The organism is Streptomyces sp. NPDC051286 (genome assembly GCF_044455345.1).
In the GTDB taxonomy this organism is placed as follows: Bacteria; Actinomycetota; Actinomycetes; order Streptomycetales; family Streptomycetaceae; genus Streptomyces.
The window spans coordinates 57,610-83,170 of record NZ_JBITER010000022.1 but is presented as its reverse complement, the minus strand read 5'-3'; the positions used below and the strand labels follow the sequence as shown (position 1 = coordinate 83,170).

General features: G+C 70.7%; 21 protein-coding genes. 13 read left to right on the top strand and 8 right to left on the bottom strand.

Annotated elements, in window-relative coordinates; translation table 11 throughout:
* Positions 1-28: 28 nt before the first annotated feature.
* On the top strand, positions 29-1,408 hold the full coding sequence (locus ACIBB8_RS22525) for an FtsW/RodA/SpoVE family cell cycle protein (RefSeq protein ID WP_398954740.1): 1,380 nt from the start codon (positions 29-31) through the stop codon (positions 1,406-1,408).
* Entirely contained in the window at positions 1,405-2,934 is a 1,530-nt protein-coding gene (locus ACIBB8_RS22520; protein WP_398954738.1) for a peptidoglycan D,D-transpeptidase FtsI family protein, read from the top strand. Before ACIBB8_RS22525 ends, ACIBB8_RS22520 begins: the two co-directional genes overlap by 4 nt.
* A gap of 100 nt (positions 2,935-3,034) precedes the next feature.
* On the opposite strand, the gene ACIBB8_RS22515 is transcribed toward ACIBB8_RS22520, so the two are convergent.
* On the bottom strand, positions 3,035-4,138 hold the full coding sequence (locus ACIBB8_RS22515; RefSeq protein WP_398954736.1) for a ferritin-like domain-containing protein: 1,104 nt from the start codon (positions 4,136-4,138) through the stop codon (positions 3,035-3,037).
* A 178-nt stretch (positions 4,139-4,316) separates the two neighbouring features.
* Between ACIBB8_RS22515 and ACIBB8_RS22510 the strand changes: the two genes are divergently transcribed.
* The 5 genes from ACIBB8_RS22510 to ACIBB8_RS22490 all read left to right on the top strand — a co-directional run bounded on the left by ACIBB8_RS22510 (position 4,317) and on the right by ACIBB8_RS22490 (position 9,948).
* Positions 4,317-5,252, top strand: a complete 936-nt coding sequence (locus ACIBB8_RS22510) for a diiron oxygenase (RefSeq protein WP_398954734.1) — start codon at positions 4,317-4,319, stop codon at positions 5,250-5,252.
* A gap of 201 nt (positions 5,253-5,453) precedes the next feature.
* Positions 5,454-5,594 carry a hypothetical protein gene (locus tag ACIBB8_RS22505; protein WP_398954731.1) on the top strand — a complete coding sequence of 47 codons (141 nt, stop codon included), beginning with the start codon at positions 5,454-5,456 and terminating at the stop codon, positions 5,592-5,594.
* A gap of 14 nt (positions 5,595-5,608) precedes the next feature.
* The gene (locus ACIBB8_RS22500; protein ID WP_398954729.1) at positions 5,609-5,875 is read left to right on the top strand and encodes a hypothetical protein; all 267 of its coding nucleotides are present in this window, start codon (positions 5,609-5,611) and stop codon (positions 5,873-5,875) included.
* A gap of 100 nt (positions 5,876-5,975) precedes the next feature.
* Entirely contained in the window at positions 5,976-8,582 is a 2,607-nt protein-coding gene (locus tag ACIBB8_RS22495; RefSeq protein WP_398954727.1) for a PQQ-binding-like beta-propeller repeat protein, read from the top strand.
* Positions 8,583-8,778: 196 nt separating this feature from the next.
* On the top strand, positions 8,779-9,948 hold the full coding sequence (locus ACIBB8_RS22490) for an NlpC/P60 family protein (RefSeq protein ID WP_398954725.1): 1,170 nt from the start codon (positions 8,779-8,781) through the stop codon (positions 9,946-9,948).
* Positions 9,949-10,348: 400 nt separating this feature from the next.
* Here the strand turns inward: ACIBB8_RS22490 and ACIBB8_RS22485 are convergent, their stop codons facing one another.
* From ACIBB8_RS22485 to ACIBB8_RS22465, 5 genes are all read right to left on the bottom strand, one after another.
* Entirely contained in the window at positions 10,349-11,587 is a 1,239-nt protein-coding gene (locus tag ACIBB8_RS22485; protein ID WP_398954723.1) for a styrene monooxygenase/indole monooxygenase family protein, read from the bottom strand.
* Positions 11,588-11,960: 373 nt separating this feature from the next.
* Positions 11,961-12,611, bottom strand: coding sequence for a GTP-binding protein (locus ACIBB8_RS22480; RefSeq protein WP_398954721.1), 651 nt, complete (start codon positions 12,609-12,611; stop codon positions 11,961-11,963).
* Positions 12,592-13,005, bottom strand: a complete 414-nt coding sequence (locus tag ACIBB8_RS22475; protein ID WP_358857364.1) for a DUF742 domain-containing protein — start codon at positions 13,003-13,005, stop codon at positions 12,592-12,594. Before ACIBB8_RS22475 ends, ACIBB8_RS22480 begins: the two co-directional genes overlap by 20 nt.
* Positions 13,002-13,484 carry a roadblock/LC7 domain-containing protein gene (locus ACIBB8_RS22470; RefSeq protein WP_398954719.1) on the bottom strand — a complete coding sequence of 161 codons (483 nt, stop codon included), beginning with the start codon at positions 13,482-13,484 and terminating at the stop codon, positions 13,002-13,004. Before ACIBB8_RS22470 ends, ACIBB8_RS22475 begins: the two co-directional genes overlap by 4 nt.
* Complete coding sequence (locus tag ACIBB8_RS22465; protein WP_398954819.1) at positions 13,481-16,375, bottom strand: nitrate- and nitrite sensing domain-containing protein; 2,895 nt, start codon at positions 16,373-16,375, stop codon at positions 13,481-13,483. The genes ACIBB8_RS22470 and ACIBB8_RS22465 overlap by 4 nt, the downstream gene beginning before the upstream one ends.
* Before the next feature lie 366 nt (positions 16,376-16,741).
* Between ACIBB8_RS22465 and ACIBB8_RS22460 the strand changes: the two genes are divergently transcribed.
* On the top strand, positions 16,742-17,527 hold the full coding sequence (locus ACIBB8_RS22460; protein WP_398954717.1) for a hypothetical protein: 786 nt from the start codon (positions 16,742-16,744) through the stop codon (positions 17,525-17,527).
* Between the two features lie 112 nt (positions 17,528-17,639).
* Here ACIBB8_RS22460 and ACIBB8_RS22455 read toward each other — a convergent pair whose 3' ends face one another.
* Positions 17,640-18,137 carry a MarR family winged helix-turn-helix transcriptional regulator gene (locus ACIBB8_RS22455; protein ID WP_398954715.1) on the bottom strand — a complete coding sequence of 166 codons (498 nt, stop codon included), beginning with the start codon at positions 18,135-18,137 and terminating at the stop codon, positions 17,640-17,642.
* Positions 18,138-18,364: 227 nt separating this feature from the next.
* Here ACIBB8_RS22455 and ACIBB8_RS22450 point away from each other — a divergent pair, with 227 nt between their 5' ends.
* Complete coding sequence (locus ACIBB8_RS22450; protein ID WP_398954712.1) at positions 18,365-19,216, top strand: lysozyme; 852 nt, start codon at positions 18,365-18,367, stop codon at positions 19,214-19,216.
* A gap of 278 nt (positions 19,217-19,494) precedes the next feature.
* Here the strand turns inward: ACIBB8_RS22450 and lon are convergent, their stop codons facing one another.
* Entirely contained in the window at positions 19,495-21,915 is a 2,421-nt protein-coding gene (lon, locus tag ACIBB8_RS22445) for an endopeptidase La (RefSeq protein ID WP_398954710.1), read from the bottom strand.
* On the opposite strand from lon, the gene ACIBB8_RS22440 reads away from it, so the two are divergent.
* The 4 genes from ACIBB8_RS22440 to ACIBB8_RS22425 all read left to right on the top strand — a co-directional run bounded on the left by ACIBB8_RS22440 (position 21,890) and on the right by ACIBB8_RS22425 (position 25,462).
* Positions 21,890-22,390 carry a hypothetical protein gene (locus tag ACIBB8_RS22440; protein ID WP_398954706.1) on the top strand — a complete coding sequence of 167 codons (501 nt, stop codon included), beginning with the start codon at positions 21,890-21,892 and terminating at the stop codon, positions 22,388-22,390. The two genes, lon and ACIBB8_RS22440, sit on opposite strands and share 26 nt — an antisense overlap.
* Before the next feature lie 332 nt (positions 22,391-22,722).
* The gene (locus tag ACIBB8_RS22435; RefSeq protein WP_398954705.1) at positions 22,723-23,415 is read left to right on the top strand and encodes a spermidine synthase; all 693 of its coding nucleotides are present in this window, start codon (positions 22,723-22,725) and stop codon (positions 23,413-23,415) included.
* A gap of 236 nt (positions 23,416-23,651) precedes the next feature.
* Positions 23,652-24,389 carry a response regulator transcription factor gene (locus tag ACIBB8_RS22430; RefSeq protein WP_266981553.1) on the top strand — a complete coding sequence of 246 codons (738 nt, stop codon included), beginning with the start codon at positions 23,652-23,654 and terminating at the stop codon, positions 24,387-24,389.
* Positions 24,386-25,462: an ATP-binding protein gene (locus tag ACIBB8_RS22425; RefSeq protein ID WP_398954702.1), complete on the top strand. Its 1,077-nt coding sequence runs from the start codon at positions 24,386-24,388 to the stop codon at positions 25,460-25,462. The genes ACIBB8_RS22430 and ACIBB8_RS22425 overlap by 4 nt, the downstream gene beginning before the upstream one ends.
* The last annotated feature ends 99 nt before the right edge of the window (positions 25,463-25,561 follow it).

The window sequence follows — 25,561 nt, the reverse complement described above, 5'->3', positions numbered from 1 at the left end:
CGGTGCACCTCTTGCTACGTTGCGTCGCATGACCGCAACGAGGACGGACGCTCCCCCGCCGCAGCTACGCCTGCCCAAGCGGCGCGGGGTCGAGCTCGCACTCCTCATCGGAGCCGTCCTCATCTCCGTCTACGGCTACGCCGCCGTCGGCCTCGCGCACGACCACGCGATCCCGCCCGATGTCGCCGGTTACGGTGCCGGTCTAGGGCTGCTCGCACTTCTCGCGCATCTCGCCGTCCGCTTCCGAGCCCCGCACGCCGATCCGCTGCTGCTCCCCATCGCCGTCCTGCTCAACGGCCTCGGGCTGGTGCTGATCTACCGGCTCGACCTGGAGACCCCGAAGGACCAGGCGGCGCCCACCCAGCTGGTCTGGTCGACGCTCGGGGTCGCACTCTTCATCGTGGTCGTCGTCTTCCTCCGGGACCACCGGGTGCTCCAGCGGTACGCCTACCTGTCGGTCGCCGCATCGCTCGTCCTGATGATCGTGCCGATCTTCTTCCCCGCGGTGAACGGTGCCAAGATCTGGATCCGGATCGGCGGATTCTCGTTCCAGCCGGGCGAGTTCGCCAAGATCCTGCTCGCCGTCTTCTTCGCCGCTTACCTCTCCGCGAACCGCCACGCGCTCGCCTACACGGGCCGCAGGATCTGGAAACTCCAGCTGCCCACCGGCCGGGTGCTCGGCCCGATCGTGGCGATCTGGCTGCTCAGTGTCGGGGTGCTGGTCCTCGAGCGGGACCTGGGGACCTCGCTGCTCTTCTTCGGCCTCTTCGTGATCATGCTGTACGTGGCGACCGGCCGGACCGGGTGGATCGCGGTGGGGCTGCTGCTCGCCACCGTCGGCGCGTTCGCCGTCGGCTCCTTCGAGCCGCATGTGCACAGCCGGGTGCAGGACTGGCTCGATCCGTTCGCCTCCATCGCCGCGGGCCAGGGACCGAGCCAGCTCGCCCAGTCGCTGTTCGCGTTCGCCGCGGGCGGGATGCTCGGCACCGGGCTCGGTCTCGGCCACTCCATCCTCATCGGTTTCGCCGCCAAGTCCGACTTCATCCTGGCCACGGCAGGCGAGGAGCTCGGGCTGTCCGGTCTGACCGCGATCTTCCTGCTGTACGCGCTGCTGGTCGCCCGCGGCTACCGGGCCGGGCTCGCCCTGCGCGACCCCTTCGGGCGGCTGCTGTCGATCGGGCTCGCATCGATCCTGGCCCTCCAGGTCTTCGTGATCGCGGGCGGCGTGATGGGGCTGATCCCGCTGACGGGCATGGCGATGCCGTTCCTCGCCCAGGGCGGTTCGTCCGTCGTGACCAACTGGATCATCGTGGCGCTGCTCATCCGGATCAGCGACCTCGCCCGCACCCCCCACCCCGACCAGGTGGAGAACGGGGTCATCGCACCGATCGTGGAGGACCCGTCGTGATCCGCTACATCCGGCGGGCCGCCGCGTTCTGCCTGCTGCTGCTCATGGCGCTGCTGCTGAACGCCGCCCGCATCCAGGTCTTCCAGGCGGACGAGCTGGACGACAACCCTGCCAACCGCCGCGGCACGATCGCCCGCTACGACCAGCCGCGGGGCAACATCCTGGTCGGCAGCACGTCGGTCACCGGTTCCAAGAACACGGACGAGCAGCTCACCTACGAACGCACCTACACCGACGGGCCGCTGTACGCGCCGGTGACCGGGTACGCGTCGCAGACGTACGGCACGACGCTCATCGAGAATGCCGAGGACGACATCCTCTCCGGCACCGATCCGCTGCTCGCCCCGCTGCCGCTGTGGGACGAGATCACCCGCAGCCGGCAGCCCGGCGGCAACGTCGCAACGACCGTCAAGGACTCCATGCAGCGCGCCGCGTACGCCGGGCTTGGCGGGCGGCGGGGTGCGGTCGCCGCCCTCGAACCGTCGACCGGCAAGATCCTGGCGCTGGTCTCGACCCCTTCGTACGACCCCGCGCGGCTCTCCGGCACCGGTTCGTCGGTCACCGACGCCTGGCGGCAGTTCAACAGGGCGAGGAGCCAGCCGATGCTCAACCGGGCGATCCGGCAGACCTATCCGCCCGGCTCCACCTTCAAGATCGTGACGGCGGCCGCGGCGCTCGACGCGGGTGTGGTCGAGGACCCCTACGCGGAGACCGACACCCCGTCCCCGTACGTCCTGCCGGGAACCAGCACCACGCTCCCCAATGAGGCCAGCGGCTGCGAGTACGCGTCGCTCGCCGAAGCGATCCGGGTGTCGTGCAACACCGTGATGGCCCATCTGGGGGTGAAGGTCGGGCTGGACGGGATGGTGGAGGCGGCGCGGAAGTTCGGCTTCAACGACACCGGACTGAAGATCCCGTCCGGCGTGGCAAGGAGCAACTTCGACACCGACATGAGCGACGACCAGCTGGCCCTGTCGTCGATCGGACAGTTCAACACGACGGCGACACCGCTGCAGATGGCCATGGTGGCGTCGGCCGTCGCGAACGGCGGTGACCTCACATACCCGTATCTGGTGGACCGCACGACGACCAGCACCGGCACCACCGTCCATCAGAACCGCCCGCACACCTACCACCAGGCGATGAGCCCGCGGACCGCGACGCAGCTACGGCAGATGATGATCGACGTCGTGGAGCAGGGCACCGGTTCCAATGCCGCGATCTACGGGGCGACGGTCGGCGGCAAGACCGGCACCGCTCAGCACGGCATCGACAACTCCGGTACCCCGTACGCCTGGTTCATCTCCTGGGCACAGGCGCCGAACTCGAACCGGCCGGCGGTCGCGGTCGCGGTGGTCGTCGAGGACGCCGCCGCGAAGCGGGCGGACATCAGCGGGGGCGGCAGCGCGGCGCCGATCGCCCGGGCCGTCATGGAGGCGGCGCTGCAGGCCGGTGGCAAGGGGGGCGCGCCCCGGTCCGGGGCGTCTCGCGGCTCGGAACAGCGCGGGCGGAGCGGCACCCGCTGATGACACCTCCGGTGCGGGTGGCGGAGCTGGTGCGTGGCTTCACGGCGGGCCTCTGACTGCCTGCCGTCGAAGACCCTCGCACCGGGCCGTCCCGCATTTTCTAGGCTGCGCCCTCCGCTATCGCCTCCTCGACCTCCGCGACCCGCGCCTGCTCCTCCGCCGCGAACCGGTCCCGGTCCAGCTGCTCGGCTATCTCCTCATCCTGGGCCATGAGCAGGTCGAGGTTGGAGTCGCCGAGTTCGAAGACGCCCATGGCGACGTACGCCTTCTGCAGCCGCTCGCCCCACAGACCGATGTCCTTGACGCACGGGACGATCCGGCTGAACAGCAGCTTGCGGAAGAGCTGCAGGAACTCCGAGTGCTCGGAGAGCTCCTTGGCCTCCTGCTTTCCTATGCCGAAGTTCTCCAGCACCTCGACGCCGCTGAGGCGGTCGCGCATCAGGTAACAGCCCTCGATGACGAACTCCTCGCGCTCGCGCAGTTCGGCGTCGCTCAGCTGCTTGTAGTAGTCGCGCAGCGCCATCCGGCCGAAGGCGACGTGCCGGGCCTCGTCCTGCATGACGTAGGCGAGGATCTGCTTGGGCAGCGGCTTGTTCGTGGTGTCGCGGATCATGCCGAACGCGGCCAGCGCCAGGCCCTCGATCAGGACCTGCATGCCCAGGTAGGGCATGTCCCAGCGGGAGTCTCGCAGGGTGTCGCCGAGCAGGCCCTGGAGGCTGTCGTTGACCGGGTAGAGCATCTGCACCTTCTCGTGCAGGAACCGGCCGTATATCTCCGCGTGCCGGGCCTCGTCCATGGTCTGGGTCGCGGAGTAGAACTTCGCGTCCAGGTCGGGGACCGACTCCACGATCCGGGCGGCACAGACCATCGCGCCCTGTTCACCGTGGAGGAACTGGCTGAACTGCCACGAGGTGTAGTGCTTGCGCAGCTCGCCCCGGTCCTTCGCGGTCATCCTGGCCCAGTGCGGGGTGCCGTACAGCGTGAGGGCCTCGTCGGGGGTGCCCAGCGGGTCGGCGGGGTCGACCTCCAGGGACCAGTCGATGCGCTTGTTGCCGTCCCACTGCTTGTCCTTGCCCTTCTGGTAGAGGGCGAGAAGGCGTTCGCGGCCGTCGTCGTAGTCCCAGTTGAACCTGGCGGCGCCGGAGGCGGGCACCTGCCAGAGGGGCGTGTCGGGGGCGGTGGTGTAGAGGTCGTGTGTCGACACGGACAGCTCCTTCGCCTCGCATGCTCGGCCACATTCCGCTGCGGTTGCGCCAGTTGGCAGGTTCACACGTTGCTAGACGCCGGGTCAACAAGTCGCGCGCGAGGGATTGACCGCCTTACTGACAAGCAGTCTCATAAGGAGTGACCGCCGGTAATCCACAGGTGAGGTGCCCTCAGCCATGACGACAGTGACCGAACGCGACGTGCAGGTGCTCCGCGACGCACTCGGCCCGCTACGGGACCGCGAGCAGATCGCCGAGCGCCTCCTGGAGTCCTCGGCCAAGCACTCCTTCGATCCGGACACCGAGCTCGACTGGGATGCGGCGGCCGAAGACGGCAAGTGGTTCTGGCCGCCCGAGCTCGTCTCCCTCTACGACACCCCGCTGTGGCGGAGGATGCCGGAGGAACAGCGGATGGACCTGGCCCGGCACGAGGCGGCGTCGCTGGCCTCGCTCGGCATCTGGTTCGAGATCATCCTGATGCAGTTGCTGGTCCGGCACATCTACGACAAGCCGGTGACCAGCAATCATGTCCGTTATGCGCTGACCGAGATAGCCGACGAGTGCCGGCACTCGATGATGTTCGGCCGCATGATCCAGTGGGGGCGGGCGCCCAGCTATGCCGTACCGCGCGTCTACCACAACCTGGCGCGGGTGCTGAAGACCGTGTCAACGACGCCCGGTTCGTTCGCCGCGACCCTGCTCGGCGAGGAGATCCTCGACTGGATGCAGCGTCTGACGTTCCCGGACGAGCGCGTCCAGACGCTGGTGCGCGGCGTGACCCGGATCCATGTGGTCGAGGAGGCACGGCACGTGCGCTACGCCCGCGAGGAGCTGCGCCGCCAGATGGTCACGGCACCTCGCTGGGAGCGCGAGCTCACCCGGCTGAGCTGCGGGGAGGCGGCGCGCGTCTTCTCTGTCTGCTTCATCAACCCGCAGGTGTACGAGAACGTCGGCCTGGACCGCCGCGAGGCCGTCGCCCAGGTGAAGGCGAGCGGCCACCGGGCGGAGGTCATGCAGTCGGGTGCCAAGCGGCTGACGGACTTCCTCGACGACATCGGCGTGTTGAACGGGGTGGGGCGCAGGCTGTGGAAGAGCTCGGGTCTGCTGGCCTGAGAGCCTGTCGGGTGACGTCCGCCCGATCAGAGGCCGCCCGGCAGGCTCTGAGCCGGCACCCACGGCAGGGGGCGCCGCAGGGAGTGCCCGGGGATCACGGCCGGGAGCCGCGACCCGTCCGCCTCTGATCGACCGGGCACCGTTGATCGCCCTGCTCACGGCTGCCTGTCCACCGCGGCGAGGGACGAGGAGACGGCATCCGTGGTGGCGGCACTGCTGCCGCTGGAGACCGCCTCCGGTCCGGCCGGGAGGCCGGTGGCCCGGCTGGTCCCCGTGGTCGGCGGGGCGCCCCTGCTGCCGCCGGATCGCCGGGGAGGCCGTGAGCCCTGGAACGCGCCCTGAGTCAGACTGGGGACGTGAGAAGCGAGAACACCACCTTCAGGGGCGGCCCGCTGGACGGGCGGGTCCTCCCCGTCCTCGTCGGCTCGACCGGCCACCCGCCCAAGTGGTACGAGGTCCCGGTGCCGGACGCCGACGGCGGACCGGCCACCGTCTACGCGTACCGACGGGTCCCGGCCGGATACTCCAAGCGGCTGGGTGTGCAGCGCGGCTGGGTGTACGAGTACGCCCCCGAGGGCCGCGAGCGCCACACTCTCAAGTGGCCCTGGTCGAAACCGAACTGACCCGCTGGTCCCGGCGGGGTGCGTCGGCCGCCTCTTGATTGCCGGACACTCTAGGATCGACGGATCCATGGTCACGAGAACGGTCACAAGGGGGTGCGCCATGGAGGCGCTGCGTCAGGACGATCCACGCCGCCTCGGTCCGTACACCGTGCTGGCGCGGTTCCGCGAGACGGCGAGCGCCGTCCAGTACCTCGCGCACGACGCGAGCGCTGCCGACCGCCCGGACGGCCCCGCGGACCGGACCGTCGTGATCACCGCGGCCCGGACCGAGCTTGCCGCACTGCCCGCCTTCCGCCGCCGCTTCGAGGCGGAGGCCCGCACCGCGGACCGGCTGGCGGGTGGCTGGGTCCAGCCGCAGCTCGCCACCCGTACGGACGACGGGGAGTTGTGGACGGCCGTGGCGTACGTACCGGCGCTGACGCTCGCCGAGGCGATCGACGCAGCGGGTCCCCTCCCCGAGCGTGCCGTGCGGATACTGGGCGCCGGCATCACCGAGACGCTCTCCCGGGTACACGCCACCGGGGCCGTACTGGAGGGGCTCGCCCCGAGGACCGTACTGCTGGCCGGGGACGGACCGCGGCTCACCGCCTTCGGCCCGCTGGGCGCGGCGGCCGATGCCGAGGCCAGAACGGGCGGTCAGCTCTCCGTACGGCTCGGATATCTCACCCCGGAGCAGGTCAAGGGCGAGACGGCGGGACCGGCCTCCGACCTCTTCGTGCTCGGCCTGCTGCTGGCGTACGCCGCGACCGGCACGACCCCGCTCGCGGACGGCCCGCCGGCGGAGGCAGCCGAGCGGATCGCGCATGCGGAGCCGGAACTGGGCGCAGTCCCGGAGGACTTGCGCGGGCTGATCGCGCGCTGCCTGGCCAAGGACCCGGCCGAGCGGCCGAGCTCCGGGACGGTGGCGGCGGAACTGGCACTGGAGGGCGCGGCGGGCCTCGCCAGGGGCGGCTGGCTGCCGGAGCGGGTGTCGAAGACGCTTACGGAACAGGAGTCCCGCGTCAGGGAGCTGGTGTCCGCGGGCGCGGCCGGCGAGCCGGCGGACAGTTCCGTCGGCACAGCCCCGCACGGGTCTCTCACCGAACCTGCCGACGCCACACCCGACAGCCCCGCCACTGGCGCGCCCGGCGACGGCGGCCCCGGAGAGGACACCCGGACCACCCGGATCGGAAGCGTCGGCAGCCCCCGCGCCCCGGAGCCCGACCGGCCGACCACCCAGTTGTCCATCCCGCGTGAACGGACCGGTCCCCCGGACCGGCTGCCCGCCGTCCTGCCGCCCGTCGCGCCGCTCGTGCCACGCCCCCTCCCGGCCCCGGCAGCGGCGGTTCCCGCCTCGCCCCCGCCGCCCGTGACGCCCACGCCCGCACCCTCCTCGTCCCCCTCCGCCGCCCTCGACCGCCGCACCCTGCTCTTCGGTGCGGCCGCCGGCGCGGCCGGGCTGATCGTCGGCGGTGGGGGTGTGTTCGCCCTCGGGGGCAACGGCTCCGAGGCCCCGGACGATGGCAAGCCCGCCCCGTCCCCCAGCGGCCCCACCGTGGCCGGGCTGCCGCCGCAGCCGCGTTGGGTGTACAGCCACCCTGAGGCCGAACCCGCACCGCTCACCGCCGCGCTCTGGCACGACCGGCTGCTCGTGCTGACCGGCGAGACACAGGCCTCCGCCGTCGATCTGCGGACCGGCCACCGTCTCTGGGAGTGCCCGGACGCGGCGAAGGGGCAGGCGGCCCTGGCCGCCGGCGACGCGTTCTGCTTCGTCGCCGGGCCGTCCGAGTTCCTCTGGCTGTCGCCGAAGGACGGAACGGTCGCGCACCGGGTGGCGTACGAGAACCAGTTCGAGGGTGCACCGTTCCTGACGGTGTCCGACGTCATCGGCCAGTCCGGTCCGGCGATCTGGTTCACCGGCTCGCACAAGGTCACCGTGAAGGCCAAGAAGCCGAAGAAGGGCAAGAAGCCGGGGAAGGACACGGAGGTCGTCACGTCGTTCCTGTTCGCGTACGACATCGTGCGGCGCAAGGAGCTGTGGCGGACCCCCGTACCCACCGGCCGGGAATCGACGACCCCCGCCTACCAGTTGATCGCTGTCCGTCCCGACGACATCGTCGTACGCCAGAAGAGCGCGACGCTCACCCCCGGCGACGTCAAGGCCGCCAAGGGCAAGGCCGTCTTCCGTGGGTTCGACCGGAGGAGCGGGAAGCTGCTGTGGACCAAGTCGTTCGGCACGGTCGGTCCGGACGGGGCAGCCGCCGGGGATGACCGGGGACTGCTGTACGCGGCGGCGGGCGACGCCCTCCAGTCGTTCGAGATGCCCGCGGGCAAGCCGAAGTGGACGCTGAACGGCACGCCGGGGTCCGTGTTCGGAACACCGGTCCCGGCCGGGGACCTGCTGCACACCACCAGCCGCAACCAGGAGGTGGGCGCGGTCGACCGGGAGTCCGGAAAGCTTCGCTGGCGGCGGTCCACCGAGGCGGTGCCCGGCGGATGGGCGCCGGTCGTCACCGTGAGTTCCAGCGGCAGCACCGTGCTGGCGGCCGGGGCCGCCCAGGTCACCGCGTTCGCCGCGGCGGACGGCCGGCGGCTGTGGAAATTCCAGGACATCGGGGTGCAGGACCCGAAGGGCGCCACGGTCACCGCCCCGTACCGGGTGCTGGCCTTCGGGAAGTCCGCCGTCGTCCAGCGGGAACGGATGTTCTACGCGTTCCCGGTGAAGTGACCTCGGAGGTGTCCGGCGGATCAGGGCCCCGGCCGTGGTCCGCCAGGCCCCTTGAGGGGCGTCCCGCCGTCCGGGCGAATCCGGGCGCCGCCGCGCCGCACGGTTCTTGCATCACCCGCCCCCCAGTGACCGTATTGACGCGTTGCGCTCACTCATGGGGTGGTCCCGCGATCGCCCCGTCATCGGAGGTGATCCCGTGTCGTCCAGGGTTCTGCGCACCGTCTGCGCGGCGGCACTCGCCACGGTGGTCGCGGCCTCGCCCGCCGTCGCCGCCACCACGGACCCGAGCAGTCCTGGCCCCTCCTCCCCCTCCCGTGAGCCACGCGCCACGAAAAGCGTCGCTGAGCTGCTGACCGAGCTCGGGAAGCTGTACCAGCAGGCCGAGGAGGCCAGCGAGGCGTACAACGGAACGACCGCGAAGCTGAAGAAGCGGACAGCGGATGCGAAGAAGCTGGACACCGCTCTCGCCGCGGCGCGGACGGCGCTGGGCCGCAGCCGCAACGACGCGGGGCGGCTGGCACGGGAGCAGTACCAGGGGCAGTCCGAATTTTCCTCGTACGTCCGGCTGATGCTGTCCCGCGATCCCGAGCACGCCCTGGACCAGGAACACGTCATCCGGCGGGTGGCGGCCGGCCGGGCCGCGACCGTCAAGCGGCTCACCGGCGCCGAGAAGCGCGCCGACGGGCTGGCCTCCGCGTCCCGCAAGGCGCTCGAGAAGCAGCGGGTGCTGGCCGCGCGGCAGAAGAAGCAGCGCGACACCGTGCAGTCGCGGCTGAGGAAGGTGGAGGCGCTGCTGGCCGAGCTCTCCGCCGAGCAGATCGCCAAGGTGTCCCAGCTGGAGCAGCAGGCCACGGACAAGGCCCAGGGCAGGCTGGTCACCTCGGGCGCCCTGTCCTCGGCCCGGCCGCCGTCCCAGGAGGGCGACGAGGCGGTGAAGTACGCGGTCAGACAGCTCGGCAAGCCGTATGTGTGGGGCGCGGAGGGTCCGGGTTCGTTCGACTGCTCCGGGCTCACCTCGCAGGCCTGGGCGAACGCGGGGCACGCGATTCCGCGGACCTCGCAGGAGCAGTGGAAGCAGCTGCGGAAGGTACCGCTGAACGCGCTGCGCCCGGGTGACCTGGTGATCTACTTCCCGAAGGCCACGCACGTGGCCCTGTACGTCGGCAACGGCCTGGTGGTGCAGGCGCCCCGGCCGGGGTCGCAGGTGAAGGTCTCGCCACTGGCGTCGAATCCGCTGCTGGGCGCCGTGCGTCCGGATCCGGAGAGCCCGTCGCTGAGTACGTACAGCCTGCCGGAGCCGGCCCGGGACACGTCCGGCGGCTCGGATGCGGGGTACGACTCCTCGTCCGAGCCGGACGACGAGTAGCCGCATGCAGTAACCCCTGTGCACACCTCAGCCGGGCCGCGCACGTCGCTCTCCCCACGGGAACCGGCCCGGCTGCCGTGTCAGTCCTGGCGGTACGGCGGTCAGGCCGTCGGCCCCGAGTCGACCGCCTGTGGCTGCGCCGTTCGGGTGCCTGCCTGCCCACCTGCCCGTGTGACGTACGCATCGGCGTGCGCGGCCGTCAGGCCCACCCCTTGGGGGCGGCGATCCAGCCGAGCTGGATGCGGCTTTCCGGGCCCGCCCTGAGCATGAGTTCGCCGATGCGGCGCTGGGCGGTGCGGCGGGAGACGCCGAGCTGCCCGTCGACGGCCGAGCCGTCCGTGGGCCGCCCGAGGACGGCCCACAGACACCAACCCTGACCGCTGTTTCGCAGGTCAGACGCTTAAACAGCGGCAGATACCTCGGCGAGGTACGCGTTCGTCCTCTCCGGCTCGAAGAAGAAGTTGTCGAAGTCCGCCGGGTTGTTGAACCCGTTGGCGAACCGGTCGGCGACCGGCTGCAGCTGACCGGCGGCGCCGATCAGGTTCAGCACGTGCTCCGGCGGTACGCCGAGCATGGCGTTCGTCCACTTCACGACGTGCTGCGCGGTGTCCCAGTAGCGGTCGAACGTGGACTGCATCCAGTCCGCGTCAAAGGCCTGGTCGCCGTGCTCGATGATCGACTTCAGGTACGCGTCGGCACACTTGGAGGCGGAGTTGGAACCCTGGCCGGTGATCGGGTCGTTGGCGACGACGACATCCGCCACGCCGAGCACCAGGCCGCCGCTGGGCAGCCGGCCGATCGGCTTGCGCACGGTCGGGGCGTAACGGCCCGCCAGGGTGCCGTTGGCGTCGGTCAGTTCGACCTTGGTGGCGCGCGCGTACTCCCACGGCGTGAACTGCTCCATGAGCTCCAGCGTCTTCGCGAGGTGCTCGGAGGGGTCCTTGATGCCCTGGAAGACGTCCAGCGGGCCGCCCGGGATGCCCTCCCAGAACAGGATGTCGGCGCGGCCGGACGTGGTCAGGGTCGGCATCACGAAGAGCTCGCCGACACCGGGGACCAGGTTGCAGCGGACCGCGTCGAACTCGGGGTGCTCGGGGCGCGGGCCCATGCCGTGGACGTACGCGACGGCGAGGGCGCGCTGCGGGGCGTCGAACGGCGAACGGGACGCGTCCCGGCCGAACATGGAGACGAGCTCGCCCTTGCCCGCGGAGACCATCACCAGGTCGTAGGTGCGGGAGAAGTAGTCGAGGTCGGAGACGGCCGCACCGTGGATGACGAGCTGTCCGCCGCGCTGGGCGAACGTATCCATCCAGCCGGCCATCTTCACGCGCTGGTCGACGGACTGGGCGAAGCCGTCCAGCTTGCCGACCCAGTCGACGGCGCGCGAGGAGTCGGGGGCGGCGACCGAGACGCCGAGGCCCTCGATGCGCGGGGCCTGGGACTCCCAGAAGTTGAGCTTGAGGTCGCGCTCGTGCTGCAGCGCGGTGTCGAACATGCACTGCGTCGACATGACCCGGCCGGACCGGACCTCGTCGGCGGTGCGGTTGGACATCAGGGTGACTTCGTACCCATGGGACTGCAGTCCGAGGGCGAGCTGGAGACCGGACTGGCCGGCTCCGACTATGAGTATCTTCCGCATCGCGGTTCTCCGTTACGTCTACGTGGTACGTGCGCGAGGTGTGTCTAGTGCCGTGACCGGCAGTGTTTGCCCCGTGACGAGCGTCGTCCGGTGCGTGCGATCGCAAGGCGGAGGCTCGCCCCGATACCGGTTGTATCGGGGCGAGCCCGACAACGCAGCGAGCGTGCGCGCCAGGCGTCGCCAGGCAGGCGGGACGTTCGAAACACGCCCTGGGAGGGTGCTGAAGATCTTGGCCGGATCAGCGAGCGGCGTCTGGTGCGTGCAGCTGCAAGGCGCCGAAGCGGCCTCATAGCGGAGCTATCAGGCCGTTTTGGCAACGCCGCAGATGTGCGTGCAAGACGCCGGGAGCCCGGCCAAGATCTTCAGCCCCCGCCTAGGAGGGGGCCGCGTCAAAAGCGTGACCCACGAGGGCCAGCAGCGACTCCACGACGGTGGTCCTGTTACGCGCGTCCATGATCACAACAGGCACGTCCGGGGGGACGGTCAGGGCCTCCCTGACGTCCTCCGCCTCGTAACCAGGCGTCCCCTCGAAGTGGTTGACGGCCACGATGTACGGCAGTCCGCAGCTCTCGAAGTAGTCGAGCGCGGGGAAGCAGTCGGAGAGCCGCCGGGTGTCGGCGAGCACCACCGCACCGATCGCGCCGCGCACCAGGTCGTCCCACATGAACCAGAAGCGCTGCTGTCCGGGCGTGCCGAACACGTACAGCACGAGGTCGTCGTCGAGCGTGAGACGGCCGAAGTCCATCGCCACGGTCGTGGTGACCTTGTCGGGCGTGGCGGTGAGGTCGTCGGTCTCCTCGCTGGCCTGGGTCATCAGTGCTTCGGTCTGCAGCGGGGTTATCTCGGAGACTGATCCCACGAAGGTCGTCTTGCCGACCCCGAACCCGCCCGCAACCACTATCTTCGTGGCGATGGGGGCCCTGGTGTGATCCAACTGCCAGGCCTGGATCGACTCCTCGGCCTGGTCCTCCGGTCCCGGCTGACGCGGGGCGGACAGGAGTGGATCAGAGACGACGGAGTCCATTCAGCACCCTTTCGAGCAGTGCGCGGTCGGGCTGGCCGGTGCCGTGACCGGTCCCGTACACACGGATCTTTCCCTGGTCGGCCAAGTCGCTGAGCAGCACACGGACCACGCCGAGCGGCATCTTCAACAGGGCCGAGATTTCCGCGACCGTACGCATGCGGCGGCAGATTTCGACAATAGCCCGGAGCTCCGGCATCACCCGCGTGGCGAGGTTGCCGTTGGTGAGCTCGCGGCGCTCCTCGGGCGCTTCCAGCGCGGCCACGAACGTCTCGACGAGAAGGACGTGACCGAAGCGGGTGCGGCCGCGGGTGAGCGAGTACGGGCGGACCCGGGCGGGCCGTCGGTCGGACCCGCGGACCGGGAGCCTGGGGGCGGGTTCAGCAGCGGGCGTCACTGGGCGCTCTCCATCGATTTGCGCAGTTCACTGCGGAGTTCGGGGGTGAGTACGTGTCCGGCACGACCGACGAAGAGCGCCATGTGGTACGCGATGACGCTCATGTCACAGTCGGGGGTGGCGTGCACGCCGAGCAGCGAACCGTCACTGATCGACATGACGAAGACGCTGCCCTCGTCCATGGCGACCATGGTCTGCTTGACGCCGCCGCCGTCCATCAGTTTCGCGGCACCGACGGTGAGGGAGCCGATGCCGGAGACGATGGTCGCCAGGTCGGCGCTGGAGCCTCGGGGGCCGTCCTGCGGGCTGCCTGTCGCTGCGGCTGTCTGGCGGCCGGGGTCGGAGGAGAGCAGCATCAGTCCGTCGGACGAGACAACGGTGACCGAATGGACCCCTGGCACCTCCTCCACGAGATTGCTCAGCAACCAGTGAAGGTTCCGGGCCTCGGTGCTCAGCCCGAATGTGCTGGGCGCAGTCAACTGCGTGCCTCCTCGACTGTGTCCCCCGTCTCATCGGTTCGACCGCCGAAACGGTCTGCCCGCTCGGTCTGCTCGGTCTGTGCGGAGCCGGCACCGGTGACGGCACCGTCGGCGATCTCCGCCTCGACGTCGCGGCGGCCGTCCTTCGCCCCCTGGTGGAAGCCACCGAGGCGGCGGCGCAGCTCGTCCTTGTCCAGACTGCCCTTGCGCTCGGCGGTGGGGGCGGCGAGCTTGACGACCTTGGGGGTGCGCTTGGGAAGGCCCTTGTCGGTGATGCGTTCGGCCTGCGGCTCCGGCTGCCGGGGGCCGGGAAGGGCCTCGGCGGCGGACGCCGGGGAAGGAGTCGGCGCGGTGAAGGGCTCCGGGGTCTCGTCCGCGGTGCGCTCGTGGCGGTCGGGGCCGATGGCGTACGGGTCAGGGGTCGCCGGGGTCTCATGGCCCGGTGCGGCCGACGGGACCGGCTGAGCCGCAGGAACGTCCCGCAGCCCCGGGAGCCGGACCTGCATCGTGGTCTCGGACTCGGACCCGTCGGTGACGACCGGCTCGGGTTCCGCCGGAGCGGTTGCCTCCGTCGAAGCAGGCGCCGCGGTCGGAGCGGGCGCCTCCGCCTGGGCAGGGTCCGGTGCCGACGCGCGGATCGCCTGCTCGGCGGCGGCGATCAGCGGGTCGCCGGGCAGCGCGAGCGTCCGGCCCGGCAGAGCATTGGAGTTGGCCTCGGCGACCGATCCGGGCAGGTTCAGCGCGGGTGCGCCCCCCGGCGCGGTCACGGGCGGCGGCGTGGCACCGGGCGGCGCCTTGGGCAGCAGCGCCTGCGGCAGCACGACGACCGCCGTCACCCCGCTGCCCTTGTGCTCGCGCAGCTGGACCCGCACCCCGTGGCGCGCCGCGAGCAGCGACGTCACCTGGAGTCCGAGGCCCGCGCCGTCGGCGCTCTGCTCGCCCGCCTCGAACGAGGACGGGTCGGCCAGGCGGGCGTTGAGCTCGCCCATCCGTACGGACGACATGCCGATGCCCTCGTCCTGCACGGAGAGCATCACCTCGCCGGTCTCCAGCAGCCAGCCGGAGAGCTCGACATGCGAGTCGGGCGGCGAGAAGGAGGTCGCGTTCTCCAGGAGTTCGGCGACCAGGTGGCTGAGGTCGTCGGCGGCGAAACCGGCGATCTGGGCGTGCGGCGGCAGGGACTGGATGGTGACCCGCTCGTACCGCTCGATCTCGCTGACGGCCGCACGCAACACGTCGACCAGCGGGATCGGGCCGGAGTGCCCGTGGCCGTGCTCGGCGCCCGCGAGGACCAGCATGTTCTCGCTGTGGCGCCGCATGACCGTGGCCATGTGGTCGAGCTTGAAGAGGGTAGCGAGCCGCTCAGGGTCCTGCTCGCGATCCTCCAGGCTCTCGATGACGCCGAGCTGGCGCTCGACGAGGCCGAGGGTGCGCAGCGAGAGGTTGACGAAGGTGTGATGGACCGTGTTCTTGAGCCGCTCCAGCTGGGCGGTCAGATCAGCGGTGCGGACCTGGAGTTCGGCGCACTGGAGCGTGAGTGCCTCGCGTCCGGCGATCAGTTCGCCGCGCTCGTTCTCCAGATTCTCGAACCGGCCGTTGAACTCGTGGAGCAGCCCGTGCAGCTGGCCGTGCAGGGCGTTGAGGGATCGAACGACCTGGGCGAACTCGTCGTTGCGGCCGGTGTAGCGGATGGGCTCGGCGGTGGCGGGCTCCGCGGCGAGGCGGGCGGCGCCGATCCGCAGGACGGCGAGCGGCTGGGTCAGCGTACGGGCCACGGCGGTGGAGACGCCGACGGCGATCAGCAGACAGCCGCCGAGGAGCGCGATGCGCAGTTCGAGAGCGGTGACGTCGTCGTCGCGCAGCTGCTCCAGGCGTCGCACCTGGGCGGTGCCGAGGGCGGACTCGACGCTGCGCATCCGGTCGACGCGGGCGGAGAGTGCCGCCTCGACCTTCTTCCGGTCGGCCTTCTGGTCGGAGTCCGACAGCTCGGGACGGTCGGTGAGTGCGGCGAGGTACTTCTCCGCGTGGTTGACCTCGGGCCCGGTGACAGTGGAGGAGAGCTTCTCGCGGGCGGTGCTGCCCGCGGCCTGGTCGAAGTCGGCGAGCGAGGAGAGCTCGCGCACCCTGGCCTGCTGGGCGGCGGCGCTCAGCGCGTCACGGTTGCGGGCGTCCTCGCTGCTGCCCTCGTCCTGGGTCTGGACGGGCAGCCCGGTGAACGGGTCGATCTGCGGGACCGTGGCCTCTTCGCGGGGCACGGAGAGCGCGGCGATCAGGAGCCCGCGGGTGGCGGAGGCCTGATCGGTGGCCCGGCCGAGGGCGAGGGGCGCCCGGGTGGCCTCGGCGGCACGCGGCGGGGTCTTCTCGGCGAGGTCGTCGGCGAGGTCGTGGAGCTTGGTGATGACCTCGGAGTACGCCTGGTGGGCGTCGAGTGCCGAGCCCTTGCCGGTGAGGGCGGTGCGGCGCAGGGAGGGAATCGTGGAGAGGTCGCGGCGCAGCGCGGCGGGAGCCGTGTCGCGGATCTCGTCGATCTGCTGGTCGACGCGGGCGCTGGGGCCGTCGTTCTTCGCGCCGGACTTCCCGTCCCGGCCGCCCGCGACATAGGCGGTGACTTCGTCGCGCTCGTCCGCGAGGGAGTGGGCGAGGGCCACCGCCTGCTGGTTCAGCTGGGCAAGGGTGACCAAGCGCTGGGACTCGGTCAGTTCGGTGGAGGCGCCGAGGGCCGCGGGCGTGCCCGCGGCGATGACGGTGATGCCGACGATCGCGACGCCGGCGACCAGCCGGCTGCGTACGCGGACGGTGCGCCGGGTCGGCTCACTCCCGCTCGGCACCGGAGGTGTCGCCCCGGTACTGCTCTGTTCGCTGCCTTTGCTCCGCGGCCGCTTCTTCTGCACCGGTGCTCGCAATCTTGACTCGTCCACCCTTGAAGCAGAGGTGACGCACGGTCATATGTGGAAGGACACCCCGACCCCTGGTACGGCTTCTGACCATTCCAGTGCTTTTGAGAGGGGGGCGTGCATCAACCGCTCCGCCACCTGAACGAGTGAACATCACTCCGGAGTTGACGAACAAGTCTCCCCGCGGGCGCCGCAGCCCACACCTGGATCACCGGCTGGAACTTCCGCCCGGGCTTTGGCAGGATGCCCGCCCGCACCCGGCGCGGAGCCACTCCTTCCGCTCAAGCCTCCCCACTGACCTGCTGATACGGCCCAACGCCACGATCGTGCAGGCCCCGTGAAGGCGTCGTGCAGACTGGCCGTATGCGCATCGAACTCACCTCGGTCCCCGGTAGCCCCGAGCGCCCCAACGAGGACTGGGCGGCCACCGCGCTTCCCGCTTCCGGCGGGGGTGGCACGTTGGTCCTGCTCGACGGAGTCACTCCGCCACGGGGAGACGACGGTTGTGCGCACTCCGTGCCCTGGTTCACCGCGCGGCTGGGCGGGTCGCTGGTCGAACTGTCGGGTTCGCGGCGGGATCTGACGCTCACCGAGATCCTCGCCGAGTCCATCCGGCGCACCGCCGACACACATCGCACCCTGTGTGACCTTTCTCACGTACGCACCCCCCAGGCGACCGTTGTCATGGTGCGCTGGGGCGGGGAAGAGATCGAACACCTGGTGCTCTCCGACTCCGTACTACTGTTCGAGTCGCCGGACGGAACGGTGCGCGCGCTGCTCGACGACCGGCTCGACCGATTGCCGCCGGGCTCGCTGGCCACCGAGGCGATCGCCGATACGCGGGTACGGAACAAGGAGGGCGGCTTCTTCACCGCCGCCGCAGACCCCGGGGTGGCGGTCCGCGCCGTGACCGGGCGGACGCCGCTCACCGAGGTGCGGGCGATGGCCGCGCTGACGGACGGCGCGAGCCGCTGGACGGAGATGTTCCACGAGGGCGACTGGGCTGCCTGCCTCGCGGTGCTCCACAAGGAGGGCACACAGGGGCTGATCGACCGGGTCAGGGCCCTGGAGGACGCGGACACGGAGCGTGTGCATCTGCGGCGCAGCAAGACGCACGACGACGCGACGGCGGTCTACGTGGTGCTGTAGGTCACCCGGGTGCGGGGTCGGCCCCCACCCGCGGCGTGGGCGGTTTCCGCGGGGCGGGGGTCGGAGGGCATCCGAGGATGCCTGACCGGGCCTGGTTCGGGCCCGGCCGGCGTCAGTCCTCGGCCCGCGCGTTCAATTGGTGCAGCAGCCGTGCCAATTCCGCCACCTCGGTCCGGTCCCAGTCGGCCAGCTTGCTCACATACCGGTCGCGGCGCGCGTCGCGGACGCTACGGAAGCGCGCAAGCCCCTCGTCGGTGAGATGGACGAGGAAGGCCCGCCCGTCGGCCGGATCGGGCTCGCGCGCCACCAGTCCGAGCTCCTCCAGGGCGCGCAGCTGACGGCTCATGGTCGCCTTCCCCACGCCGAAGTACGCGGCGAGGTCGGTGGCCCGCTGCCGCCCCACCGACTCCAGCCGTACGAAGAGTCCGTACGCCGCGGCCTCCAGCTCGGGATGGACCTCCCGCGCCATCTCACCGGAACTGGCCCGCGCGCGGCGCAGAAAGACAGCCAATTCCCGCTCCAGTGCCAGGAATTCGTGGTCCGCACCACTTCCTCCGGTCGCGCCGGGTTCACTACCGCTTTCGCTCCCGTGCACGTCAACACTCCTCATGAGCTTTCCTGCCGCTGAAAATTTCTTGCGCCGCCGGTCATCGCCGCAGCTCCGCCAGTATTTCGCAGGCGTAGACCAACGGCACCGCCCAGGCCCTCTTCCGCCGCACGGGTCTACGTGCGTAGCGTCATTGCTGGCATGTCCACACCATGACATGCCACAGGGGGTGCGCCGAGTCGCCCCCCTGGGTCTGCAGATCCCCCCACCGAGGCCTCGGAGGCACGCACATGCCCGTGCACAGATCCGGATCCGGAACGACCCGCCGCTCACGCCTGGCGGCACTGGGAACCCTCCTCGCAGCACTTTCGCTTCTGCTCACCCTGCCCGGCGCCGCCATCGCGGCCGACTCCCCCACGGCCGCCGCCAAGAAGCCCGCGCGCGGGTCGGCCACGATGGGCATGGGCGTCATCGCCCACGACGGCCGGGGCGGCCTGCCGGGCGGCACGCTCGTCGCCCAGACCGAAGGCGTGGACGTCAGCAGCCACCAGGGCAACGTCGGCTGGGCAACTCTCTGGAACAGCGGCGTCCGGTGGGCCTACACCAAGGCCTCCGAGGGCACGTACTACACGAATCCCTACTTCGCGCAGCAGTACAACGGCTCGTACAACATCGGCATGATCCGCGGTGCTTACCACTTCGCCACCCCGGACACCACGAGCGGCGCCACCCAGGCCAACTACTTCGTGGACCACGGGGGCGGCTGGTCGAAGGACGGCAAGACGCTGCCCGGCGTGCTCGACATCGAGTGGAACCCGTACGGCGCGCAGTGCTACGGCAAGACGCAGGCCGGCATGGTCTCCTGGATCCGCGACTTCGTGAACACGTACAAGGCGCGCACCGGGCGTGACGCGGTCATCTACACCGCGACCAGCTGGTGGACGACCTGCACCGGGAACAACGCGGGCTTCGGCACCACCAACCCGCTGTGGGTGGCCCGTTACGACACCACGGTCGGCGCACTCCCGGCCGGCTGGGGCTACTACACGATGTGGCAGTACACGTCGTCCGGCCCGTACGTCGGCGACCACAACCACTTCAACGGCGCTCTCGACCGCGTACAGGCGCTCGCCAACGGCTGAGCCTCCGCTTCCCGGAGCCCCGGTGACGCACCCCGTCACCGGGGCTCCCGCATGCCTCGTGCGCACCACGGAGTCCACGGGGACGGCGGTCCGGGCCACGGGCCACGGGCCACGGGCCACGGGCCACGGCAGCAGCGTGCCCCCTCCGTGCCCCGCCCGGACGCGGAACAGCACGTTCCGGCACCCGGACAAGCGGAACGGCCCGCACCGCCCTTTCGGGTGGCACGGGCCGTCCGACCGGCCGCGCACGTCATGCCACGCCCGTCACGCCATGGCGCTCACGCCGCGGCCGGGACCCTCTCCTCCGCCCCTGCCGCGGCCGGGGCGAGGGCGATCTCCAGCACTTGGCGGACATCCGTCACCGGGTGGACCTCCAGCTTCTCCAGGACCTCGGCCGGGACGTCGTCCAGATCGGCCTCGTTCCGCTTGGGGATCACCACGGTGGTGATCCCGGCCCGGTGGGCGGCCAGCAGCTTCTGCTTCAGCCCGCCGATCGGCAGCACCCGTCCCGTCAGCGACACCTCACCGGTCATCGCCACATCCGTACGGACAAGCCGTCCGGAGAGCAGCGAGGCCAGCGCCGTCGTCATCGTGATACCGGCGCTCGGACCGTCCTTGGGCACCGCGCCCGCCGGGAAGTGGATGTGCGCTCCCCGGTCCTTGAGGTCGGCGACGGGCAGTTCCAGCTCGGCGCCGTGCGAGCGCAGGAAGCTCAGCGCGATCTGCGCGGACTCCTTCATGACGTCGCCGAGCTGACCGGTGAGGGTCAGTCCGGCCGCGCCGGTCTCCGGGTCGGCCAGCGACGCCTCGACGAACAGCACGTCGCCACCGGCGCCGGTCACCGCGAGTCCGGTCGCCACGCCCGGCACCGCGGTGCGGCGCTCGGCCGGGTCCTGGGCGGACTCGGGGATGTGGTGCGGCCGTCCGACGAGACCCCGCAGGTCCTCGTCGGTGACGGTGAACGGGAGCTTCCGGTCGCCCAGTTCGTGCTGGGCCGCGACCTTGCGGAGCAGCCGGGCGACGGCCCGCTCCAGGTTGCGTACGCCCGCCTCACGGGTGTATTCGCCGGCCAGCTTGCGCAGCGCCGACTCGTCGAGCGTCACCTCGCCCTCCTCCAGACCGGCCCGCTCCAGCTGGCGCGGGAGCAGGTGGTCGCGGGCGATGACGACCTTCTCGTCCTCGGTGTAGCCGTCGAGCCTGACCAGCTCCATGCGGTCGAGCAGCGCCTCCGGGATGGCTTCCAGGACATTGGCGGTGGCCAGGAAGACGACGTCGCTGAGGTCGAGTTCGACCTCCAGGTAGTGGTCACGGAAGGTGTGGTTCTGCGCCGGGTCGAGGACCTCGAGGAGCGCCGCGGCCGGGTCGCCGCGGAAGTCGGAGCCGACCTTGTCGATCTCGTCGAGCAGGACGACCGGGTTCATGGAACCGGCTTCCTTGATGGCGCGGACGATGCGCCCGGGGAGCGCACCGACGTACGTACGCCGGTGGCCTCGGATCTCCGCCTCGTCCCGCACACCGCCGAGCGCGACGCGGACGAATGCGCGGCCCATGGCGTGCGCGACGCTCTCACCGAGGGACGTCTTGCCGACGCCGGGCGGCCCGACGAGGGCCAGCACCGCACCGCCCCGGCGCCCGCCCACGACCCCGAGGCCGCGTTCGGCACGGCGCTTGCGCACCGCGAGGTACTCGGTGATCCGTTCCTTCACGTCCTCCAGGCCCGCGTGCTCGGCGTCGAGGATCTCCTTGGCCGCACGGATGTCGTACGCGTCCTCGGTCCGTTCGGTCCACGGCAGCTCGAGGACGGTGTCCAGCCAGGTTCGGATCCAGGAGCCCTCGGGGCTCTGGTCGGACGAGCGCTCCAGCTTGCCGACCTCCTTGAGCGCGGCCTCACGGACGTGCTCGGGAAGATCGGCGGACTCGACGCGCACCCGGTAGTCGTCGGACTCGTCCTCCGCGTCGCCGTTGAGCTCGGACAGTTCCTTCCGTACGGCTTCCAGCTGGCGTCGCAGCAGGAACTCGCGCTGCTGCTTGTCGACGCCCTCCTGGACGTCCTTGGCGATCGACTCGGCGACATCCTGTTCGGCGAGGTGCTCGCCGAGCCACTGGATGGCGAGCTTCAGCCGGGCGACCGCGTCGGCGGTCTCCAGGAGCTGCACCTTCTGGGCAGTGGTGAGGAACGGTGAGTAACCCGAGTTGTCGGCAAGCGCGGAGATGTCGTCGATCTGCTGGACCCGGTCCACGACCTGCCAGGCGCCGCGCTTCTTCAGCCAGCTGGTGGCGAGGGCCTTGTACTCCTTGACCAGCTCGGCGGCTGCGCCGGGGAGCGGTTCGGGAGCCGAGACGTCCACGCGGGTCCCCTCGACCCAGAGTGCACCTCCGGGTCCGGTGGTTCCGGCACCGATCCGCACGCGGTCACGACCGCGGATGAGGGCGCCCGGGTCTCCGTCGGAGAGCCGGCCGACCTGCTCGACGGTGCCGAGTACACCGGTACCGGTGTAGGTCCCGTCGATCCGCGGCACCAGCAGCACCTCGGGCTTGCCGCCACCCGGACGGGCGGCGGCCTGAGCAGCCTCGACGGCGGCCCGGACATCGGTGTCGGACAGGTCCAGAGGAACCACCATTCCGGGCAGCACCACCTCGTCGTCGAGTGGCAGCACAGGCAAGGTGAGCGGAGTGACCGCGTTGGACTCAGTAGCCATGATCTCCCCTTCGGCATCCAAGTTGAGCTATACCGACTCAATGCTCCTGAGTGACTTTGTGTTCCCGGGATCGTGTTCGCTCTCAGCGATCTTCTTCCATTTGCCCGTCACCTGCGAAAGACCACTCGGCAGCCGCGGCACGCACCCGGGGCAGTGCCCGTATGACCGACAACGGCCGACGCGGATCTCCCGGCGACAGAGGACTGGCCGACGACGGGACGATCCGACGCGAAAGCTCACTGAGCCTGCCGGCGCCTTCACCCCCGTCGTCGAGACGGCCCGCGCCGGGATCGCCGACGCATCCGACACCACGCAGCTGCACAGCGCCTACCTCTACGGCAGCATTCCGCGCGGCACCGCCATTCCCGGTGTCTCGGATCGGGACCTGCTGCCCGCCCTGCTCATCGACAATCCGGCTCCTTGGCCGGCTGCCGAGTACGTCGCGGTCCACGGCGAGAAGGCACCGCGCCCATGACCGCCCCGTGGCGGTCCACCGGATCTGCACGGACAGCGCCCCGCAGATCTGTGTGAACGCAGACGACGGCCCGATGCCGGCGCAGCTGTCGACCGCACTGGGCGGCACGCTCTCCCGGCCGGCCGGGGTCCCGGACTCACCCGCCCCCGTGACATGGCGGCGTACACGGCCGACGGGGCGCTCCTCGTGGTGCGCGGCGCACGGCAGGCGCCCGTGTGACCACGCCGTTCGCCTCCCCGCGCCCTGTACGGATCCGGCAACCCGCTGGTCCCGGTCGCGCGGCCGGGCGAGGATGGCAGGGACTCACCCACCCTCTACCGGAGACCGAGGACATGCCCACCGCCGACCGTCGCACCGCCCACAGCCCCGTCACGCTCGACCGCCGCGAAGGACCCTACGGAGAGGTAGTCCTGCGGGAGCGGGGTGACGACTTCGAGATCATCGCCAACGGCTGCTTCCTGATGGACACCGCGGACGGCCGCTCCGAGCGGCTGCTGATCGACGCGGCGCTTGCCGCACTGCCCGCCGGGCGGCCGGACCCGGCGGTGCTGATCGGCGGTCTCGGGGTCGGCTTCTCCCTCTCCCACGCGGCAGCCGAGCCGCGCTGGGGGCGGATCGCGGTCGTCGAGCGGGAGCAGGCGATCATCGACTGGCACCGGGGTGGCCCGCTGGCCCGGATCACCGGTGCCGCACTCGCCGACCCGCGGACCGAGATCCTGGCGACGGATCTGGTTGCGTACCTTCGCGCGACTACGGACCGTTACGACGCGCTGTGCCTGGACATCGACAACGGACCGGACTGGACCGTCACCGACGACAACGGCAGCCTGTATTCGCCCGCCGGTCTCGCCGACTGCCGGGAGCGGCTGAATCCGGGCGGAGTACTCGCGGTCTGGTCCGCGCAACCGTCCGCCCACTTCGAACAGGCCTTGCGGAATGCCGGATTCAGCGGCGTCAGGACGGAAGAGGTGCAGGTTGCCCGAGGTGTGCCCGACGTGGTTCATCTCGCACTTCGGGCCGCCTGAGGTTCCCCCACCGGGTATGCAAGGCCCCCGGACGCCCGGGGGCCAAGCGCCACAAGGCAGACACTCCGCCTCCTCCTCGCGTCCAACCCGTTCCTGTGCCGTTACACCCTGCGTAGCCGGGGGCCGTCCGGTGCCTTTACGCTGCTGAGCGGCAAACGGGATCACCCACGAAATTCACAAGCGAAGACCGTGCGTCCGGGGGAATGGCCCCCGCGAGAACGGGCAGGGGCGGGGCGATGGAACAGACACACACCACCCACAACGGTGTCGCGGCGACCCCGGGCGCGCAGCGCCGGGTGCTGGTGGTCGAGGACGACGCGACAATCGTCGATGCCATCTCCGCCCGCCTGCGGGCCGAGGGCTTCCTGGTGCAGACCGCGCTCGACGGCCCCGCGGCCGTCGACGCGGCCGAGTCCTGGCAGCCCGACCTGATGGTGCTCGACATCATGCTGCCGGGCTTCGACGGCCTGGAGGTGTGCCGCCGGGTGCAGGCCACACGGCCGGTGCCCGTCCTGATGCTGACCGCCCGGGACGACGAGACCGACATGCTGGTCGGCCTCGGTGTCGGCGCGGACGACTACATGACCAAGCCGTTCTCGATGCGTGAGCTGGCCGCCCGGGTGCATGTCCTGCTGCGCCGGGTGGAGCGTGCCGCACTGGCCGCGGTAACACCGCGCAGCGGCATCCTGCGCCTCGGCGAGCTGGAGATCGACCACGCGCAGCGCCGGGTGCGGGTGCGTGCCGAGGACGTCCACCTCACGCCGACCGAGTTCGATCTGCTGGTCTGCCTGGCCGGCACACCGCGTGCGGTGCTCTCCCGGGAGCAGTTGCTCGCGGAGGTCTGGGACTGGGCGGACGCCTCAGGCACCCGTACCGTCGACAGCCACATCAAGGCGCTGCGCCGGAAAATCGGTGCGGAGCGGATCCGCACCGTGCACGGTGTCGGTTACGCCCTGGAGACCCCGGCGCCATGACCGGGCCCGGCTCGCGACTGCGTCCTTTCTCGGTCAAGGCCAAGCTGGGCACGCTCGTCGTGGTCTCGGTGTTCATCACGACCGGGCTGCTGATGGTGGCGGTGCGCACCAGGACCGAGCTGCGGTTCATCACCGTGTTCTCAGTGATCGCGACGCTGCTGATCACGCAGTTCGTGGCGCACGGCCTCACGGCGCCACTGGACGAGATGACGAAGGTCGCCCGGTCGATCTCGCACGGCGACTACACCAGACGGGTGAGGGGCGCCGACCGGCGTGACGAGCTCGGCGACCTGGCGCAGACGATCAATCTCATGGCGGACGATCTGGAGGCCGTGGACCGGCACCGCAAGGAGCTGGTGGCCAACGTCTCGCACGAGCTGCGTACGCCGATCGCGGCGCTGAGAGCGGTGTTGGAGAACGTCGTGGACGGGGTCTCCGCGGCCGATCCGGAGACGATGCGTACGGCGCTCAAACAGACGGAGCGGCTCGGCAGGCTGGTGGAGACGCTGCTGGACCTCTCCCGGCTGGACCACGGGGTGGTCACCCTGAAGGCCCGCCGCTTCGAGGTGTGGCCGTATCTCTCGGGCGTGCTGAAGGAAGCGAACCTGGCCGCCTCGCACCGCCGGCTCTCCTCCGGCTCCGGGAACCACAGCCGCAAGGACGTACATCTGCATCTGGATGTGTCGCCGCCCGAGCTGACCGCTCATGCGGACGCGGAGCGGCTCCACCAGGTGGTGGCCAATCTGATCGACAACGCTGTCAAGCACAGCCCGCCACACGGCCGGGTCACGGTGCGGGCACGGCGCGGCGCGCAGCCGGAGTCACTGGACTTGGAGGTCCTGGACGAAGGCCCGGGCATCCCCGAGTCCGAGCGGCACCGGGTCTTCGAGCGTTTCAACCGGGGCGAGGTGCCGTCCCCGCACGGTCCGGGCAGCGACGGCGGTACGGGTCTGGGGCTCGCGATCGCCCGCTGGGCGGTGGATCTGCACGGCGGCCGCATCGGAGTGGCTGAATCAGTTCGCGGCTGCCGGATCCAAGTCACTCTTCCGGGGATCCCTCAGCCGCGCAGTTGACATAGGGTTCGAACCGGAAGGGCGCGTTCTACGTGTCGTCCCACGAGGGGGATACGGTCCACGTGGCCGTAGCCACGGCCTCGCATACCCGGACTGAAG

Excerpts from the sequence above, each read along its gene's own strand:
- ACIBB8_RS22525 (WP_398954740.1), top strand. The coding sequence starts at position 29 with ATGACCGCAACGAGGACGGACGCTCCCCCGCCGCAGCTACGCCTGCCC.
- ACIBB8_RS22510 (WP_398954734.1), top strand. The coding sequence starts at position 4,317 with ATGACGACAGTGACCGAACGCGACGTGCAGGTGCTCCGCGACGCACTC.
- ACIBB8_RS22495 (WP_398954727.1), top strand. The coding sequence starts at position 5,976 with ATGGAGGCGCTGCGTCAGGACGATCCACGCCGCCTCGGTCCGTACACC.
- ACIBB8_RS22485 (WP_398954723.1), bottom strand. The coding sequence starts at position 11,587 with ATGCGGAAGATACTCATAGTCGGAGCCGGCCAGTCCGGTCTCCAGCTC.
- ACIBB8_RS22480 (WP_398954721.1), bottom strand. The coding sequence starts at position 12,611 with ATGGACTCCGTCGTCTCTGATCCACTCCTGTCCGCCCCGCGTCAGCCG.
- ACIBB8_RS22460 (WP_398954717.1), top strand. The coding sequence starts at position 16,742 with ATGCGCATCGAACTCACCTCGGTCCCCGGTAGCCCCGAGCGCCCCAAC.
- ACIBB8_RS22455 (WP_398954715.1), bottom strand. The coding sequence starts at position 18,137 with ATGAGGAGTGTTGACGTGCACGGGAGCGAAAGCGGTAGTGAACCCGGC.
- ACIBB8_RS22450 (WP_398954712.1), top strand. The coding sequence starts at position 18,365 with ATGCCCGTGCACAGATCCGGATCCGGAACGACCCGCCGCTCACGCCTG.
- lon (WP_398954710.1), bottom strand. The coding sequence starts at position 21,915 with ATGGCTACTGAGTCCAACGCGGTCACTCCGCTCACCTTGCCTGTGCTG.
- ACIBB8_RS22435 (WP_398954705.1), top strand. The coding sequence starts at position 22,723 with ATGCCCACCGCCGACCGTCGCACCGCCCACAGCCCCGTCACGCTCGAC.
- ACIBB8_RS22430 (WP_266981553.1), top strand. The coding sequence starts at position 23,652 with ATGGAACAGACACACACCACCCACAACGGTGTCGCGGCGACCCCGGGC.
- ACIBB8_RS22425 (WP_398954702.1), top strand. The coding sequence starts at position 24,386 with ATGACCGGGCCCGGCTCGCGACTGCGTCCTTTCTCGGTCAAGGCCAAG.